19 protein-coding genes are annotated in these 16,962 nt (G+C 48.9%); 16 read left to right on the top strand and 3 right to left on the bottom strand.

Annotated elements, in window-relative coordinates:
• Positions 1-29: 29 nt before the first annotated feature.
• The gene (locus TOLA_RS10330) at positions 30-890 is read right to left on the bottom strand and encodes a S1 family peptidase (RefSeq protein WP_015879099.1); all 861 of its coding nucleotides are present in this window, start codon (positions 888-890) and stop codon (positions 30-32) included.
• Between the two features lie 136 nt (positions 891-1,026).
• Here TOLA_RS10330 and queA point away from each other — a divergent pair, with 136 nt between their 5' ends.
• The 7 genes from queA to nlpI all read left to right on the top strand — a co-directional run bounded on the left by queA (position 1,027) and on the right by nlpI (position 8,093).
• The gene (gene queA, locus TOLA_RS10325) at positions 1,027-2,073 is read left to right on the top strand and encodes a tRNA preQ1(34) S-adenosylmethionine ribosyltransferase-isomerase QueA (protein WP_015879098.1); all 1,047 of its coding nucleotides are present in this window, start codon (positions 1,027-1,029) and stop codon (positions 2,071-2,073) included.
• Between the two features lie 238 nt (positions 2,074-2,311).
• Positions 2,312-3,433, top strand: a complete 1,122-nt coding sequence (tgt, locus tag TOLA_RS10320; RefSeq protein WP_015879097.1) for a tRNA guanosine(34) transglycosylase Tgt — start codon at positions 2,312-2,314, stop codon at positions 3,431-3,433.
• Positions 3,434-3,465: 32 nt separating this feature from the next.
• The gene (yajC, locus tag TOLA_RS10315) at positions 3,466-3,804 is read left to right on the top strand and encodes a preprotein translocase subunit YajC (RefSeq protein ID WP_015879096.1); all 339 of its coding nucleotides are present in this window, start codon (positions 3,466-3,468) and stop codon (positions 3,802-3,804) included.
• Between the two features lie 29 nt (positions 3,805-3,833).
• On the top strand, positions 3,834-5,687 hold the full coding sequence (gene secD, locus TOLA_RS10310; protein ID WP_015879095.1) for a protein translocase subunit SecD: 1,854 nt from the start codon (positions 3,834-3,836) through the stop codon (positions 5,685-5,687).
• 10 nt (positions 5,688-5,697) lie between these two features.
• A complete protein-coding gene (gene secF, locus TOLA_RS10305; protein ID WP_015879094.1) occupies positions 5,698-6,642 on the top strand; it encodes a protein translocase subunit SecF in 945 nt (314 codons plus the stop codon).
• A 54-nt stretch (positions 6,643-6,696) separates the two neighbouring features.
• On the top strand, positions 6,697-7,071 hold the full coding sequence (locus TOLA_RS10300; RefSeq protein WP_015879093.1) for a rhodanese-like domain-containing protein: 375 nt from the start codon (positions 6,697-6,699) through the stop codon (positions 7,069-7,071).
• A gap of 89 nt (positions 7,072-7,160) precedes the next feature.
• On the top strand, positions 7,161-8,093 hold the full coding sequence (gene nlpI, locus TOLA_RS10295) for a lipoprotein NlpI (protein WP_015879092.1): 933 nt from the start codon (positions 7,161-7,163) through the stop codon (positions 8,091-8,093).
• Between the two features lie 81 nt (positions 8,094-8,174).
• Here the strand turns inward: nlpI and TOLA_RS10290 are convergent, their stop codons facing one another.
• A complete protein-coding gene (locus tag TOLA_RS10290; RefSeq protein WP_015879091.1) occupies positions 8,175-9,044 on the bottom strand; it encodes a U32 family peptidase in 870 nt (289 codons plus the stop codon).
• Between the two features lie 9 nt (positions 9,045-9,053).
• Complete coding sequence (gene ubiU / locus TOLA_RS10285; RefSeq protein WP_015879090.1) at positions 9,054-10,049, bottom strand: ubiquinone anaerobic biosynthesis protein UbiU; 996 nt, start codon at positions 10,047-10,049, stop codon at positions 9,054-9,056.
• Positions 10,050-10,226: 177 nt separating this feature from the next.
• Between ubiU and ubiT the strand changes: the two genes are divergently transcribed.
• From ubiT to fdx, 9 genes are all read left to right on the top strand, one after another.
• The gene (gene ubiT / locus TOLA_RS10280) at positions 10,227-10,751 is read left to right on the top strand and encodes a ubiquinone anaerobic biosynthesis accessory factor UbiT (protein ID WP_015879089.1); all 525 of its coding nucleotides are present in this window, start codon (positions 10,227-10,229) and stop codon (positions 10,749-10,751) included.
• 43 nt (positions 10,752-10,794) lie between these two features.
• Positions 10,795-11,523, top strand: a complete 729-nt coding sequence (gene trmJ, locus TOLA_RS10275) for a tRNA (cytosine(32)/uridine(32)-2'-O)-methyltransferase TrmJ (protein WP_041609519.1) — start codon at positions 10,795-10,797, stop codon at positions 11,521-11,523.
• 82 nt (positions 11,524-11,605) lie between these two features.
• Positions 11,606-12,112, top strand: a complete 507-nt coding sequence (gene iscR, locus TOLA_RS10270) for a Fe-S cluster assembly transcriptional regulator IscR (protein WP_049759182.1) — start codon at positions 11,606-11,608, stop codon at positions 12,110-12,112.
• Positions 12,113-12,115: 3 nt separating this feature from the next.
• Positions 12,116-13,330, top strand: coding sequence for an IscS subfamily cysteine desulfurase (locus tag TOLA_RS10265; protein ID WP_015879086.1), 1,215 nt, complete (start codon positions 12,116-12,118; stop codon positions 13,328-13,330).
• Between the two features lie 18 nt (positions 13,331-13,348).
• A complete protein-coding gene (iscU, locus tag TOLA_RS10260) occupies positions 13,349-13,735 on the top strand; it encodes a Fe-S cluster assembly scaffold IscU (protein WP_015879085.1) in 387 nt (128 codons plus the stop codon).
• Positions 13,736-13,760: 25 nt separating this feature from the next.
• On the top strand, positions 13,761-14,084 hold the full coding sequence (gene iscA / locus TOLA_RS10255) for an iron-sulfur cluster assembly protein IscA (RefSeq protein ID WP_015879084.1): 324 nt from the start codon (positions 13,761-13,763) through the stop codon (positions 14,082-14,084).
• A gap of 106 nt (positions 14,085-14,190) precedes the next feature.
• Positions 14,191-14,706: a co-chaperone HscB gene (gene hscB, locus TOLA_RS10250; RefSeq protein WP_015879083.1), complete on the top strand. Its 516-nt coding sequence runs from the start codon at positions 14,191-14,193 to the stop codon at positions 14,704-14,706.
• 48 nt (positions 14,707-14,754) lie between these two features.
• The gene (hscA, locus tag TOLA_RS10245) at positions 14,755-16,605 is read left to right on the top strand and encodes a Fe-S protein assembly chaperone HscA (protein WP_015879082.1); all 1,851 of its coding nucleotides are present in this window, start codon (positions 14,755-14,757) and stop codon (positions 16,603-16,605) included.
• Positions 16,605-16,943, top strand: coding sequence for an ISC system 2Fe-2S type ferredoxin (gene fdx, locus TOLA_RS10240; RefSeq protein ID WP_015879081.1), 339 nt, complete (start codon positions 16,605-16,607; stop codon positions 16,941-16,943). Before hscA ends, fdx begins: the two co-directional genes overlap by 1 nt.
• The last annotated feature ends 19 nt before the right edge of the window (positions 16,944-16,962 follow it).

The following is a 16,962-nucleotide window of genomic DNA, read 5'->3' as shown; positions in this document are numbered from 1 at the left end:
ATTCTCTCTCGTCGTTCAAGGCCGGATAATTATAGCCGAAAACGAAAGCCGAGCCGAAGCAGTAATAATGCGAACCCCATCAACGCCAGCTCTGTCCCGCTGCCACCGCCACTGGAATGGTGGTGATCATCGGTACCGTCAATCCATGCGATCGTATCGCTGATCCAGTTGCTGTAATGGCTGACATCGGTGTAACCACCAGGAATCCCGGTTCCGCAAGTATAGGTAAAACCAAAACTGGTAATACCGTATTGAATACCCTCGAAGAGCAGAGGACTGCCGCTGTCGCCGAAGCAGGTATCTTTACCGTAATCACCGGCAAAAATATGATCTGGGAAATCGTAATCAAATCCCTGGAATGTTAGTGTTGCCGTCTGCAGATAAGGGGTGGCAGATGCATAGTCTTCTGTTACGCCGGCCTCGGTTTCGCCCCAGCCGTATACACGCATTTGGATGCCTTCATAAAGTTCAGACGATGAGGCATTGCGGTAGGGTAAAGTCACGGTAGGAACATATTGCGGCGTAGTAATATGCAACAGGGCAATATCACCATACATCGTCGAACTATTATAATTCGGCGAAATCACGATTTTATCGACGACCGCCAGATTTGCCGGCTCTGTGATGTCTGCCTGACCTATTTGTGCTGTGATAACAGGGGCATTTCCCATCTCGACACAATGTGCGGCAGTCATTATCCATTGAGTATCAATAAGCGTACCACTACAGAAATCGATACCTGATCCTGTATCAATCCATAGTGCAGCCATCCAGGAAGGCGCAACCGGTACCGTTGTACCGCCGACTACTTTGGGTGAAATAGTCTCTGCATAACTTGAAGAGACAATATTTAGCCAGAGCAGAGCAAAAATAAGTAAAGATCGCAGCATAATTGTATTTATTCGTAATAAAAGGGCGTTATTAATTAAACTAGCGTGAAAATGGGTTTTCTGCCACAGCCGGAAGCGCTTGATTCACCTTTTTCTAACCAATAGACTAGCGGCGTTTTTTCTAGAGAATTCTTCCATGCTTGTATCCGATTTTCAGTTTGACCTGCCTGATGAGTTAATCGCCCGTTATCCAATGCCGGAACGTAGTGCCAGTCGTCTGCTGATGCTTGATGGCAACAGCGGTGAAACCCGCCATGGGCAGTTCCGCGATGTGCTGGATTTACTGCAACCCGGCGATCTGCTGGTGTTCAATAATACGCGCGTTATTCCGGCCCGAATGTTCGGCCAGAAGGCCAGTGGTGGTAAACTGGAAATTCTGGTGGAGCGTATTCTGGACGACCACTCCGTGCTGGCGCATGTGCGCGCCTCAAAGGCACCGAAACCCGGCACTCAGATCCTGCTGGATAATGGCTTTTCCGCAAAGATGGTGGCTCGCCACGATACCCTGTTCGAACTGCATTTTGCCGGTGATTTGCCGGTGCTGGATATCCTGAATCAGATCGGACACATGCCGCTGCCGCCGTATATTGACCGGCCTGATGAAAACTCAGATAAAGAGCGTTACCAGACCGTTTATAACCAACGTCCGGGCGCCGTTGCCGCACCTACGGCCGGTTTGCATTTTGATGAACCGTTACTTGCTGCATTACGTGAAAAAGGGGTCGATTTTGCGTATGTCACACTGCATGTTGGCGCAGGGACCTTCCAACCGGTGCGGGTAGAGCGTCTGGAAGATCATCAGATGCACAGTGAATATGCCGAAGTACCGGCCGAAGTTATCGCCAAAATTAATGCGACCCGTGAACGGGGCGGGCGGGTAGTCGCGGTAGGTACAACCTCAGTCCGTTCTCTGGAAACCGCGGCACAAGCTTCACTGAAAGCGGGTAAACCGCTGTCACCGTTCTTTGGTGATACCAGTATCTTTATTTTTCCTGGCTACCAGTATCAGCTGGTGGATGTGCTGATCACCAATTTCCATTTACCCGGCTCTACACTGATCATGCTGGTATCCGCATTCGCCGGTTATGAGCATGTGATGAATGCCTATCAGGAAGCGATAACATCCGGTTATCGCTTCTTCAGCTACGGCGATGCCATGTTTATAACGCGGCAGAGCCTTTAGCTCCGCTTTTGTCTGCGGAAATCAGACAGGTTCACAGGGTCTCCTCGGATGACCCTCCGCGCCAGGGATGGCGCGGCGGAGTCTCCATGGACGGATTCACGACGTGTCAGTAGAGGAGATTCTGTGAGCCTGTACTTTGTCTGCGGATATCAGAAAGGTTCACGAGGTCTCCCCGGATGACCCTCCGCGCCTGTGTTTTGAAAAGAGTCAGACTGTTTCTCTGACATTAAGGAAAAAAATGAAATTTGAACTGAAAAAAACAGAAGGCCGCGCCCGCCGCGGTCGTTTAGTCTTTGATCGTGGTGTGGTAGAAACCCCGGCGTTTATGCCGGTTGGTACCTACGGCACAGTAAAAGGCATGACACCGGAAGAAGTGAAAGATACCGGCGCACAGATCCTACTGGGTAACACCTTCCACCTGTGGCTGCGCCCTGGGCAGGACATCATGCGCAAACATGGCGATCTGCATGATTTCATGAACTGGCATGGCCCGATCCTGACGGATTCCGGTGGATTCCAGGTATTCAGCCTGGGCCATATCCGCAAGATCAAAGAAGAAGGTGTTCATTTCCGCAACCCGATCAATGGCGAGAAGATCTTCCTGTCTCCGGAAAAATCGATGGAAATCCAGAATGATCTGGGTTCCGACGTCGTCATGATTTTTGATGAATGTACACCATATCCGGCGACGCATGATGTGGCGAAGAAATCCATGGAGATGTCGCTGCGCTGGGCAACCCGTTCCCGCCAGCGCTTTGATGAGCTGGAAAACAAGAATGCGTTGTTCGGTATCATTCAGGGCGGTGTTTACGAAGATCTGCGTGATGTGTCGCTGAAAGGTCTGCTGGACATCGGTTTTGATGGCTATGCCGTTGGTGGTCTGGCTGTTGGCGAACCTAAAGAAGATATGCACCGCATTCTGAAGCATGTCTGCCCGCAAATTCCGGAAGATAAACCACGCTACCTGATGGGGGTGGGTAAACCGGAAGATCTGGTAGAAGGCGTTCGTCGCGGCATTGATATGTTCGATTGTGTGATGCCAACCCGCAATGCACGCAATGGTCACTTGTTTACTACAGATGGTGTCGTCAAAATCCGCAACGCAAAGTATAAGGATGACGTGACATCGTTAGATGCTGAATGTGATTGTTATACCTGCAAAAATTACACGAAGTCCTATTTGCATCATCTGGATCGTTGTAATGAGATGTTGGGCGCCCGTCTGAATACCATTCATAACTTGCGTTACTATCAACGCCTTATGCAGGGTTTGCGGGATGCCATCGATGCAGGTACATTAGATGACTTTGTAGCGGACTTTTATCAGCGACAAGATAAACCTGTTCCATCGCTTGATTAATGTACGATTTAAATTAATAACGAGGAAGTAATATGAGTCTTTTGGCTAAAGCCTATGCAGCTGACGGCGGTGCAGCATCTTCTGTGACCGGCGGTATTGAGCAGATCGCGATTGTTGGTATTTTTCTGCTGTTTTTCTATTTCTTTATTTTCCGTCCTCAGTCCAAACGTGCGAAAGAACAGAAAAACCTGATGAGCTCGCTGGGTAAAGGTGATGAAGTTCTGACCTCTGGTGGTCTGGTTGGCAAGATCGCCAAAATCAGTGCTGATAGTGATTATATCGTGCTGGCGCTGAACGATCAGACCAGCATCACTATTAAGAAAGATTACATCACCGCTGTTCTGCCAAAAGGCACGATTCAGTCTCTGTAATCTCAATCCACTTTCCTGGGAGTTAAACCGTGTTAAACCGGTATCCTCTGTGGAAGTATCTGATGGTGGCCTTCGTGGTCATCATCGGTACACTTTATTCCGCACCTAATTTATATGGCGAAGATCCAGCATTACAGGTTTCAGCTATTCGTGGTCATGACGTAAAAGTCGACACTCTGGATACTGTAAAAAAATCGCTGGATACTGCCAAAATCTCCATCAAAAGCGCAGTATTAGAAAACAATCAGATACTGGTCCGCTTCAATAATACCGATGATCAGCTGCAAGCCAGAGAGCTGGTTACACAAGCACTGGGCGACAAATTTATTACCGCGCTGAACCTGGCTCCCGCAACGCCGGAATGGCTGACTTCAATTGGCGCAAGCCCGCTGAAGCTGGGTCTTGATTTGCGTGGTGGTGTGCACTTCCTGATGGAAGTGGACATGGACGAGGCCATCAATAAAGCACAGGAACAGCTAGTGCAGGATTTCCGCACTTCACTGCGTGAAGACGGTATTCGCTATGCTGGCGTGCGTCGTGCTGCTGGCGATGTGGTTGTTGCTTTCCGTGACAGCGATACCCAGCAGAAAGGTCTGGCACATCTGCGTAAACGTCATATTGATTTAACGCTCACTGACTATGAAGATAAAGGCCAGTTCTGGGTTAAAGCTTCTATGTCCGAAGCAAAACAGAAATCAGTGACGGAAGATGCGCTGGAACAGAACATCACCATTATCCGTAATCGTGTAAATGAACTGGGTGTGGCCGAACCACTGGTTCAGCGTCAGGGTACAGCCCGTATTGTCGTTGAACTGCCAGGTATTCAGGATACAGCGCGCGCGAAAGAAATTCTGGGCGCGACTGCAACACTGGAATTCCGTCTGGTTGATGAAAATGCGGATGCTGCTGCAGCGATGAACGGTCAGGTTCCTCCTAACTCTGAACTGTTTTATGACCGTAACGGCCGTCCGGTAGTATTACAGAAACGTATTATCCTGACCGGTGATCACATTACGGGTTCTTCATCCAGTGCGGATGAGTATGGTCGTCCTCAGGTTAGTATCAAGCTGGATGGCGTTGGCGGTAACCGTATGTCTACCGCAACCAAAGACAGTATCGGTAAAGCGATGGCTTCTGTGTTTATCGAATACAAACCGGTTGGTGAACCGGGCGCTGATGGTAAGCGTCGTATCGAAAAACATGAGGAAGTAATTAACGTTGCGACTATCCAGTCCCGTCTGGGCAGTGATTTCCGTATCACCGGTATTGATACCACACAGGAAGCGCATAACCTGTCACTGTTACTGCGTTCCGGTGCATTGACCGCGCCGATTCAGATCGTGGAAGAACGGACGATTGGTCCGAGCATGGGTCAGGCAAATATCGATAGCGGTCTGTCTGCTCTGGGTATGGGTACGCTGATCCTGGTTATCTTCATGGCCATTTATTACAAGCTGTTCGGTGTGGTGGCTAACATCGCGTTGATGTTTAACGTGGTGCTCATGATCGGGGTGATGTCGATGATCCCGGGCGCGACGATGACCCTCCCTGGTATTGCGGGTATCGTATTGACACTGGGTATGGCTGTTGATGCTAACGTATTGATATATGAACGTATCCGTGAAGAACTCAGAGCGGGGCGTGGTGTGCAGCAAGCTATACACCTTGGCTATGAGCGTGCGTTTGCCACTATCGCTGACTCAAACATCACTACCTTTATCACCGCATTGATTCTGTTCGCTGTGGGTACAGGTCCGGTTCGTGGTTTTGCGCTGGTACTGATGATTGGTATTTTATGCTCAATGTTCACCGCCATTACCGGCAGTCGTGCGATCGTTAACCTCATCTGGGGCGGTCGGAAAGTCAAAGACCTGTCGATCTAAGGGGATAGTCATGTTTCAGCTGTTAAAACCGGGACACACCATTCCTTTTATGCGATTGGCGTTACCGTCTACTATTTTCTCCTGCATCCTGATTTTGTTGTCGATTTTTACGATTGCAACCAAAGGATTTAACTGGGGACTGGACTTTACCGGCGGCACCATTGCTGAACTTAAATTCAGTAAACCGGCAGATTTGGATGTGGTTCGTTCTGCGCTGAATAAGCAGGGGCTTGAAGGTGCAGTGGTACAGTATTACGGTTCTACCAAAGATGTCGTGATCCGTATTGCGCCTAAAGGTGAACTGACGCAGCAGAAAATTACTGATGGAGTTCAGAAAGGTGCCTCTGAGATCGACAGTAGTGTGAATTTGAGCCGTATCGAATATGTCGGTCCGTCTGTGGGTGAAGAACTGGCAAATCAGGGCTTCCTGGCCATTCTGGCCGCTCTGGGCTGTATTCTGGTCTATGTGGCATTGCGATTTGAATGGCGTATGGCTACTGGTGCGGTACTGTCGCTGGCGCATGACATTTTGATCACACTGGCGGTGTTCTCATGGACACAAATGGAGTTTGATCTGAACGTACTGGCTGCGGTGCTGACCGTGGTAGGTTACTCACTGAACGATACCATCGTGGTCTTTGACCGTGTTCGTGAAAATGCCCGCCGTATCCGTAATGAAACTATGCGTAACATCATTGATATCTCAATGACTGAAACGCTGAGCCGTACGTTGATCACTTCGGGTACAACTCTGATCACTGTTATCGCCCTGTTCTGGAAGGGCGGTCCGATGATCCACGGTTTCTCTACAGCCCTGCTGATTGGTATCGGATTCGGGACTTACTCTTCTATCTATGTTGCCAGTGCCTGGGCAATGTATCTGAAGATGAGCCGTGAAGATCTGATGCCGAAAACAGTTGAGAAAGAAGGCGAAGAAGAGCGTTACGAACCCTAATTTGTTATTTTTGAAGAGCGCCCAGAGCGCTCTTTTTTCTTGGCAGGAATGACTATGCAACACAATCCGCGTTTTTTGGCGCTGGTTAATGAAGTTCGCCAGCGGGTGGATGAGGTCGATGTTCATCAGGTTAAACGCTGGATGGAACAAAGCCGTCCTTTTGTATTACTGGATGTACGGGAAGAGAGTGAATGGAATAAGGGCCATTTACCTTCGGCGCAATATATGGGCCGGGGAATTCTGGAACGGGATATTGAAACCAGCTTTCCTGAACTGGATACACCGTTAGTTCTGTATTGCGGAGGGGGTTTTCGTTCTGTCTTGGCGGCGGATAATTTACAGCAAATGGGCTACCGCGATGTCATCAGTATGGATGGCGGTTACCGTGGCTGGAAGGATGCCGGATATCCTGTTGAGGAAGACTTCTGAAACTCTGGATTTATCAATAAGATCGCATGACAAAGTAGCTATACAGGCATAACATTAAAATATCAAGCCGAGCAGGTCTGGAGTTGTCGTTGGAATTATGGAATCAGTTAGGACGCCTGAGTTGCGTCTTCATTGTATGTGCTCTGGCAGGATGTAGCAGTCACAGCGATGTGTTATCCGCAAATGCAAAAAATATGCAGCCCCCCTCAGTTGTTCTGGCAACACCTTTACAGGTGACCTATCAGAATGAACTGGCATTGGCGCGTTTAGGTCAGTTACTGGCGACCAATGATCTGAACAGTGACCAGCGTGCTGCACTTTTTTATGAGCGCGGGATGATGTTTGATAAAGTTGGTTTGCGCACCATGGCGCGGATTGATTTTTCCCGGGCATTACGGGAAAAGCCTGATTTTGCCGAAGCGTATAATTTTATCGGGGTATATCTGACACAGCAGCAGGATTTTGATAATGCATACGATGCATTTGATTCTGCACTGGAGCTGGCTCCTGGGTATGATTACGCCTATCTGAACCGTGGTATCGCGCTGTATTATGCGCATCGTCCCGAACTTGCTATTAAAGATATGGAAGTGTTCCAGCAGCGTAAACCAGACGATCCTTATCGCGCGCTATGGTTGTTCCTGACTGAAGCACAGCTGGATCGTAATAAGGCGATGCAGTCGCTGGTCAAACGATATGATGAGCATCGTAGTGACGAATGGGGCTGGAATATCGTTAAGGTCTATACCGGTAAGCAGGATCCTGCCGAATTCATCCGTCGTATTGCCGACAGTACGGACAGTAACCGCCAGTTAGCTGAACATCTGTGTGAAGCTTATTTCTATCTGGCAAAATTATCGCAGTTACAGGGTAATACCGATGCAGCGGATGCGTACTTCAAGTTATCGTTGGCAAACAATGTGTTTGATTTTATAGAACATCGCTATGCATTGCTTGAGTTACAACTGGCTAATCAGGCACCAAACAGTTATCCGGAAGAACTCGATTTTGAAGCCGAATAACAGATGTGAACTGGTTTAAAAGAAAGGCATCCGATGGATGCCTTTCTTATTGGTGCACTCAGAATTAACAATCAGTCACCATTAGCAAAGCTGCATGCCAGCCACTTGTTGCCAGTACCCGTTACATTCTCTGGCTGGTAGCGGATGATGGATTGGATTCTGTAGCTGAGTCTGGAATTTATCGAGCCAGGACAGTGTCTCTTTTTCCGGACTGAGCCGGACAATATCAACCAGACCTTCCATCTCGGGTAACTGGTTGATCAGGTTGTAGCAATGACCGGATTGGGTTTGAATGCCATTCAGGACAAAAACCTGTTCGCCTTCCTGACTGTCAGCGGTGAGCCCCTGCGGGTATTGCAGACAGGCCAGCTGGCAATCATCTTTAGCCCGGTCCAGTGCCCGTGCGGTAAAACAACGGGCGGAATAAGCCAGTGGCATATGACCATAGGCAAACACTTCGACCTCAAACTGATCGCGTAAACCGCGCTCAGTGCATTCCTGCAGTAATTCAGTCAGCCAGTCACGGGAAAGTTCTACCGGCATGGTCCAGCGTTGCATGCCTTTTTTCAGCAGCAGCGCGATCACGTCAGCGTTGTAACAATTGATAGCCGGGCCGCATACAAACGGAACTTTCTGCTCATAAGCCAGTTGTACCGCGCCGAGATCATTGGCCTCGACCATACAACTGCCGTTCTCGATCCAGCGTTGCATCTCTTTAAGCTCTGACGGGCTTTGAATTAACGCTAATGTCGAAAGAATCACGCGCTTTCCGGTGTTCTGCAGCTCACGAGCCAGATCCATCCAGTCGGTTAATTTCATTTCACGGCGTTTGCTGCAGACGGTTTCACCTAAATAAATATCAGTCGCCACACTTTGGCTGGCTTGCTGATAGAAGGCTTCAACATCTGTTTTTGGCCAGTAATAAAGCAGAGGGCCAAGAGAAAAATGCATGTTAACTCCTTATTGCCACTTCCGGTGATAAGCACCCAGGGTGGTCTGACTACCTTCGGAAACAGCCGCTAACTGTTTATCCCACTCTGTGCTGACCTGATATTGCGCCGGATTTTTCTTGTAGGCATCAATCGCGGCTCGCCAGACTTTGGTGACTTGTTCAACATAGGCCGGGCTGCGCTGACGTCCCTCAATTTTTACAGAGGTAACGCCGGTTTCAAATAATTCAGGCAGTAATGACAAGGTATTGAGGCTGGTTGGCTCTTCCAGTGTGTGGTAGGTGTTACCCTCGACGGCATAACGTCCTTTGCACAAAGTCGGGTAGCCGGCATTTTCACCTTGTTTATAGCGATCAATCAGTACGCCATTCAGACGTGATTCCAGCCCGTTCGCTGTTTCTTCCCAGCGTACATATTTAGCCGGCGAACAGGCGCCAACGGTATTCGGGCTTTCACCGGTCAGATAAGATGAAAGGTAGCAGCGGCCTTCAGCCATAATGCATAAGCTGCCAAATGCGAAAACCTCCAGCGGCACATCCGTTTCACGTGACAGTTGTCTGACCTGATGCATGGATAGGACTCGGGGCAGAACGACACGCTGGATATTGAAGTTTTCTTTATAAAAGCGGACGGCGGCACCGTTAGTTGCAGAAGCCTGCACGGAGAGGTGGATCTCCTGCTCCGGATAATGCTGGTGGGTATAATCGAGCACTGCAATATCAGCAATGATCAGCGCATCAGCACCAAGATCAACCGCCCGATCAACGGCGGCTTGCCAGCGCTGAGAGCTACCCGGATGGGCAAAGGTATTGATGGCGACATGTAATTTCCGCTGATGCTGGTGGACATATTCCACCGCACGTTGCAGTTTTTTGTCATCAAAATTCAGCCCGGCAAAGTGGCGGGCGTTAGTATCATCTTTAAAGCCGATATAAACCGCATCAGCGCCATTATCAATGGCTGTCTTGAGAGCAGGTAAATTTCCTGCCGGACACAATAGCTCCATGGTTTCACTCTTATGATGAGAATCCCGCCATTGTAAACATTCAGACGATATGACTTTTTGACCTGACCCCATATTCACTCTGTCTCAATTCTGACAATTTCGCTTAAGTTTGATATGGGGCAGGATGTTGGCATGTTTGCTGTGATTAGATGCCCCGCATTGGTTAAAGGAGCCTTTATGTTGCTGAAAAATTTACATCACAAACTGGTAATGCAGATGCCGCAGTTATTGCGTCTGCCGGTTTCGCTGATCCCGTTCTCTGCTAAAAAATCTGTCATGGTTTTTATCCTGCAACGCATTTTTAAAGAAGCGCTGACCGACGGTGATTTTGATTTTCTGGAAGAACGCTTTCTGAAAGTGTCTGTGGATGATCTGCAACTGAGTTGTTTTATTACGTTACAACAAGGGCAGCTCCGTGTATTGGAGCAAAATGACACCTGCGATGTAAGTTTTGCTGCCGGGCTGAATGATTTGATCCTGATTGCCGGACGTAAAGAAGATCCGGACAGTCTCTTTTTTCAGCGCCGTCTGCGTATTGAAGGCGACACAGAACTGGGGCTGGAAGTTAAGAACCTGATCGACAGCCTGGATCTGGATGAATTGCCAAAAATTATCCGATTGGCACTGAATGATCTGGCTCTGTTTGTTCAGAGGGGTATTCAGATACCTGAGATAGCCGGAGAGCGCGCTGCCACCATCTGATTATGTTAGCATGCGGACAGACAAGGCATAACAGGTAGTCATGATGCTGGAAAATATACGAATTATCCTGGTTAACACCTCTCACACCGGTAACATCGGTTCTGCTGCCCGGGCGATGAAAACCATGGGGTTATCACAGCTGGTACTGGTTGATCCGGTTCAGCCGCCCGATGAGAAATCGACCGCACTGGCAGCGGGTGCCAACGATATTCTGGCTAATCTGCGCATTGTACCGACGCTGGCTGAGGCGATATCTGATTGTTCACTGGTGATTGGTGCCAGTGCCCGTTCCAGAACATTGGCCTGGCCTATGCTTGATCCGCGTCAGGCAGGTCAGCAACTGGCGGATGGTGCATTGAATAAAACGGTCGCTCTGGTATTTGGCCGTGAGCGTACCGGGCTAACGAATGAAGAGCTGCAGCAATGTCACTATCACGTCAATATTCCGGCTAATCCGGAATACAGTTCGTTAAATGTGGCGATGGCAGTGCAGACGCTTTGTTACGAGATCAGAATGTCCTGGCTGGCACAACAGGAAACCGTTGTATCCCCGGCAGATGAAAATGAGTATCCGCCACAGGCATCTATGGAACTGTTTTATACCCATCTGGAAGAGACATTACGCCAGACTCAGTTTCTGCACTCCGATCATCCGGGACATGTGATGATGCGGCTACGCCGGATGTTCACCCGTTTACGACCGGATAATAACGAGCTGAATATTTTGCGGGGTATTCTTACTTCGGTACAGAAATCATCGCGTAATAGTTGAGCGTTTTAGTAGGAATAATACTTGACTGAAAAAGTAGGACATGACAGCATGAGCCTATCATAAACGGACAGGTATGCAAGCCATGAGACTGACTTCTAAAGGACGCTATGCGGTAACAGCTATGCTGGATGTTGCCTTACATGCTGAGCTGGGGCCGGTACCTTTGGCGGATATTTCTGAAAGACAGGGAATTTCTCTTTCCTATCTTGAACAGCTTTTTGCGCGTTTGCGCAAGAATGGACTGGTATCCAGTGTGCGTGGTCCCGGTGGTGGTTATCGCCTTGGTGCAGATGCTGATCAAATTGCTGTCGGTAAAATTATTGCGGCAGTGAACGAATCGGTAGATGCTACCCGCTGTCACGGCGAAAGCGGCTGTCAGGGTGGAGTGCAATGTCTGACCCATTCTTTATGGCGTGATTTGAGTGCCCGGATCAGTGATTTCCTGAATGAAATTACGCTCGGTGAACTCGTACGTCAGGCAGAAGTGAAACGCATCGCCGAACAACAGAACAAACATCAGAACGCTGCTCAGTCACAACGTAAACCAATGATGACTGCAGACTCAATTATCGAAAGTTTAATGGAGTAAATGATGAAACTCCCGATTTATCTTGATTATTCAGCAACTTGCCCAGTCGATCCTCGTGCTGCTGAAAAGATGATGCAATGTTTAACACTCGACGGCAATTTCGGTAACCCGGCATCCCGTTCACACCGTTTCGGCTGGCAGGCCGAAGAGGCGGTTGATGAAGCGCGTAACCATGTTGCTGATTTGATTGGCGCTGATCCCCGCGAAATCGTTTTTACTTCCGGCGCTACCGAATCAAATAACCTGGCAATCAAAGGTGCTGCGCATTTCTATGTGAAGCAGGGTAAGCACATTATTACCTGCAAAACCGAACACAAAGCGGTACTGGATACCTGCCGTCATCTGGAATCTGAAGGTTACGAGGTAACTTACCTTGACCCGCAATCAGACGGTTTGCTGACTTTACCGCAGATCGAAGCGGCAATGCGTCCGGATACTATTCTGGTTAGCATCATGCACGTGAATAACGAAATCGGTGTGATCCAGGATCTGGCGGCTATTGGTGAGTTATGCCGTGCCCGTAAAATTCTGTTCCACGTCGATGCTGCTCAGAGCGCTGGCAAAGTTGAAATCGACGTTGATGCGATGAAAATTGACCTGCTGTCTCTGTCTGCACACAAAGTGTATGGCCCGAAAGGGATCGGTGCTCTGTATGTACGTCGTAAACCACGTGTGCGTCTGGAAGCGCAGATGCACGGTGGCGGTCACGAACGTGGTATGCGTTCCGGTACACTGCCGACGCATCAGATTGTGGGTATGGGTGAAGCATTCCGTATCGCAAAAGCTGAAATGGCGGAAGAAAATGTTCGCATCAAAGCCCTGCGTGACCGTCTGTACGATGGCCTGAAAGATATTGAACAAGTGTTTGTTAACGGCTCAACAGAACACCGTGTCGCCGGCAACCTGAATATCAGCTTCGCATATGTGGAAGGTGAGTCACTGATGATGGCGCTGAAAGATCTGGCGGTTTCATCCGGTTCAGCTTGTACCTCTGCCAGTCTGGAGCCTTCCTATGTACTGCGTGCATTAGGCCTGAACGATGAACTGGCGCACAGCTCGATTCGTTTCAGTATCGGTCGTTTCACGACAGCAGAAGAAATTGATTACGCAATTGGTCTGATCCGTGATTCCATCGGTAAATTACGTGATCTGTCACCGTTGTGGGACATGTATAAAGAAGGGATTGACCTCAGCAAGGTCGAGTGGGTTAGTCACTGATAGTTAGGGGAATATATTATGGCTTACAGTGAAAAAGTTATTGATCACTACGAACACCCGCGCAATGTTGGTTCCTTCGATAAGGATGACCCAAGCGTTGCAACTGGCATGGTCGGTGCTCCGGCCTGTGGTGACGTTATGAAGTTACAGTTAAAAGTGAATGAAGATGGCGTGATTGAAGATGCCAAATTTAAAACGTATGGTTGTGGTTCTGCGATTGCTTCCAGCTCACTGGTTACCGAATGGGTAAAAGGTAAGACGCTGGAAGAAGCTGCGGCCATCAAGAACACTGATATTGCTGAAGAGCTGGCTTTGCCGCCGGTGAAAATTCACTGTTCTATTCTGGCTGAAGATGCTATCAAAGCAGCGATTGCTGATTACAAGCATAAAAAAGGTTTGAATTAAGTTTAGTTTAGTAAGGTAGGGACATATGGCTATTACATTATCGGACTCAGCTGCAGAACGCGTAAAACGCTTTCTCACTAATCGTGGTAAAGGTGTGGGATTACGGCTTGGCGTTAAAACATCTGGCTGTTCCGGTATGGCCTATGTCCTCGAATTCGTAGATGAGGTGCATGAAGAAGATCAGGTATTTGACGATAAAGGCGTTAAAGTGATTATTGACGCTAAAAGTCTGTCCTATCTTGATGGCACTGAGCTGGACTTTGTTAAAGAAGGCCTGAATGAAGGCTTCAAGTTCAACAACCCGAATGTAAAAGACGCCTGTGGGTGTGGTGAAAGTTTCACCGTTTAATCATCCGTCAGAAGCGTAATGCGAATTCGACTCGCTTACTGCACTGTTACATGATAAAAGGCGCATTCAGGCGCCTTTTTATTTATGTCCCCAGAGAGAATAGCTTGTGAATTATTTTGAGTTATTTCAGATCCCGGTATCGCTGTCAGTGGATACAACCGAACTGGCAGCACGATATCGTGAACTGCAAAAACAATTTCATCCGGATAATGTCGCGACACAATCCGATGCGATCAAGCTTGAATCCATGCAGAAAACGGTGGAGATCAACAGCGCCTATAATACGCTGAAGCAACCACTGGCCTGTGCGGAATATCTTCTGGTGTTGCAGGGTATTGATCTGCGCAATGAGCAACATACAGTAAAAGATACTGCTTTTCTGATGGAACAGCTGGAGTGGCGCGAAGAGCTGGATGATCTGCAGAAAAAGCCGGACGAGGCTGTAATCAGCCGGTTCCAGAGCAGAGTGAAACAGCATTATCAGCGTTATTTTCAGTCACTGGAACAACAGCTTGCTGACGCGCAATACCACGAAGCGGCAGATACGTTACGCAAGTTAAAGTTTGTCCGGAAGATGAAAGATGAACTGGATAAGCTGGAAGAGTCGCTCTTTGATTTATAATGGATAAGGTATGTTTCTGTGCATACCGATGAGGTCTAGAGATACGTTATGGCATTATTGCATATCGCGGAACCCGGACTGAGTGCCGCTCCGCATCAGCAAAAGTGGGCGGTCGGCATTGATCTGGGAACAACGAACTCACTGGTTGCCGTTGTTCGTAGTGGTGTCGCTGAAACACTGAAAGATGAACAGGGAAGGGACATTCTGCCTTCAGTCGTCCGTTATCTTCCCGATGGTCTGCAAATCGGTGCAGAAGCCAAGCATGCTGCAGCGGAAGATCCGCTCAATACGATTCAATCGGTTAAGCGCTTTATGGGTAAGGCACTGTCTGACATTACCCAGACTAATCTGCCATATCAGTTCACTGGTGCCGATAAAGGGCTGGTGCATATCAATACCTGTCAGGGTGAAGTGAACCCGGTTCAGGTTTCCGCCGAGATCTTAAAAGCACTGCAACTGCGGGCCACCGAAGCATTAGGTGCCGAGCTTGATGGCGTGGTGATCACCGTTCCTGCCTATTTTAATGATGCTCAGCGTCAGGCGACCAAAGATGCTGCCCGTCTGGCCGGTATGCATGTGTTACGTCTGCTGAATGAGCCGACGGCTGCGGCGGTTGCTTATGGTCTGGATTCCGGTCAGGAAGGTGTGATCGCAGTTTATGATCTGGGTGGTGGTACTTTCGATATCTCTATCCTGCGTTTGCATCAGGGTGTATTTGAAGTGATGGCCACTGGTGGTGATTCCGCGCTGGGCGGCGATGATTTTGATCATCTGCTGGCTGACTGGATCGCAGAACAGGCTGATCTGATTGCGCCGTTTACACCGCGGGTTCAACGTCAGCTGCTTGATCTAGCTTGTGATGTGAAACAGCAACTGAGCTCTCAGGACACCGTTGCTGTCTCGTTTGCCCAATGGTCCGGCAGTATTGATCGGACTCAGTTTGAAGATCTGATCACACCTCTGGTGAAGAAGACTCTGATGTCATGCCGCCGGGCAATCAAAGATGCCGGTGTTGAAGCGGATGAAGTTCTGGAAGTTGTGATGGTCGGTGGCTCTACCCGAGTTCCGTTGGTACGTCAGCTGGTGGGTGACTTTTTCGGCAGAACGCCATTAACCAGTATCGATCCGGATAAAGTTGTGGCGGTTGGTGCGGCGATTCAGGCCGATATTCTGGTGGGTAACAAACCTGAATCTGAAATGCTGCTGCTGGATGTCATTCCGCTTTCTTTGGGTCTGGAAACCATGGGCGGACTGGTTGAGAAGATCATCCCGCGGAATACCACGATACCGGCTGCCCGTGCTCAGGATTTTACGACCTTTAAAGATGGTCAGACGGCCATGATGATCCATGTTTTACAGGGCGAACGTGAGCTGGTCAGTGATTGCCGGTCTCTGGCGCGTTTTGTTCTGAAAGGTATTCCGCCATTGGCGGCAGGTGCTGCGCATATCCGGGTGACTTTCCAGGTGGATGCTGATGGTCTGTTATCGGTCAGTGCCATGGAAAAAAGTACCGGTGTACAGGCTGCGATTGAGGTGAAACCTTCCTACGGATTGCAGGAAGAAGACATGCTCAGAATGCTGCGTGAGTCTGTTGAATTTGCCGAAAAAGACATCAAAGCCCGTATGCTGGTGGAACAGAAAGTAGAAGCTGATCGTGTGCTGGAAAGTCTGCGTCAGGCGCTGAGTAAAGATGGTGATGCATTGTTGTCACCGGAAGAGCGCAGCGTGATTAATGATGCTATACAGAATTTAGTGAATATCCAGCAAGGCGATGATACCGACGCTATCAAAGCGGCAATTACAGCGCTGGATGAAGCAACCAGTGAGTTTGCAGCCCGACGAATGGATTCTTCTATCCGTCAGGCATTGCAGGGACATAAGATTGACGAGGTGAACTGATGCCGAAAATCGTATTTTTACCCCATGAAAAACTGTGTCCGGATGGCATGGTTGTTGAGGCCAAAGAAGGGGAAACCATTCTGGATGTGGCGCTGGCGAACGGTATTAATATCGAACATGCCTGTGAAAAATCCTGTGCCTGTACAACCTGTCATTGCATCATCCGGGAAGGTTTTGATTCGCTTGAGCCGAGTGATGAACTGGAAGATGACATGCTGGACAAGGCATGGGGTCTGGAGCCGGAATCACGTCTCGGCTGTCAGGCGCATGTGGCAGATGAAGATTTGACGGTGGAAATTCCGAAGTACACGATCAATCTGGCTTCTGAACAACACTAATTTGTTACATGAAAATGGA

The organism is Tolumonas auensis DSM 9187 (assembly GCF_000023065.1).
In the GTDB taxonomy this organism is placed as follows: Bacteria; Pseudomonadota; Gammaproteobacteria; order Enterobacterales; family Aeromonadaceae; genus Tolumonas; species Tolumonas auensis.
Note: the sequence above shows the minus strand (reverse complement) of the source record. Positions and strands in the feature narration are given on the sequence as shown.

Bases quoted from the DNA above. Each gene is read 5' to 3' on its own strand.
- trmJ (WP_041609519.1), top strand. From the start codon at position 10,795: ATGCTGGAAAATATACGAATTATCCTGGTTAACACCTCTCACACCGGT.
- hscA (WP_015879082.1), top strand. From the start codon at position 14,755: ATGGCATTATTGCATATCGCGGAACCCGGACTGAGTGCCGCTCCGCAT.
- tgt (WP_015879097.1), top strand. From the start codon at position 2,312: ATGAAATTTGAACTGAAAAAAACAGAAGGCCGCGCCCGCCGCGGTCGT.
- fdx (WP_015879081.1), top strand. From the start codon at position 16,605: ATGCCGAAAATCGTATTTTTACCCCATGAAAAACTGTGTCCGGATGGC.
- TOLA_RS10300 (WP_015879093.1), top strand. From the start codon at position 6,697: ATGCAACACAATCCGCGTTTTTTGGCGCTGGTTAATGAAGTTCGCCAG.
- ubiT (WP_015879089.1), top strand. From the start codon at position 10,227: ATGTTGCTGAAAAATTTACATCACAAACTGGTAATGCAGATGCCGCAG.
- secF (WP_015879094.1), top strand. From the start codon at position 5,698: ATGTTTCAGCTGTTAAAACCGGGACACACCATTCCTTTTATGCGATTG.
- queA (WP_015879098.1), top strand. From the start codon at position 1,027: ATGCTTGTATCCGATTTTCAGTTTGACCTGCCTGATGAGTTAATCGCC.
- TOLA_RS10265 (WP_015879086.1), top strand. From the start codon at position 12,116: ATGAAACTCCCGATTTATCTTGATTATTCAGCAACTTGCCCAGTCGAT.
- iscA (WP_015879084.1), top strand. From the start codon at position 13,761: ATGGCTATTACATTATCGGACTCAGCTGCAGAACGCGTAAAACGCTTT.
- iscR (WP_049759182.1), top strand. From the start codon at position 11,606: ATGAGACTGACTTCTAAAGGACGCTATGCGGTAACAGCTATGCTGGAT.
- iscU (WP_015879085.1), top strand. From the start codon at position 13,349: ATGGCTTACAGTGAAAAAGTTATTGATCACTACGAACACCCGCGCAAT.
- TOLA_RS10290 (WP_015879091.1), bottom strand. From the start codon at position 9,044: ATGCATTTTTCTCTTGGCCCTCTGCTTTATTACTGGCCAAAAACAGAT.
- TOLA_RS10330 (WP_015879099.1), bottom strand. From the start codon at position 890: ATGCTGCGATCTTTACTTATTTTTGCTCTGCTCTGGCTAAATATTGTC.
- ubiU (WP_015879090.1), bottom strand. From the start codon at position 10,049: ATGGAGCTATTGTGTCCGGCAGGAAATTTACCTGCTCTCAAGACAGCC.
- yajC (WP_015879096.1), top strand. From the start codon at position 3,466: ATGAGTCTTTTGGCTAAAGCCTATGCAGCTGACGGCGGTGCAGCATCT.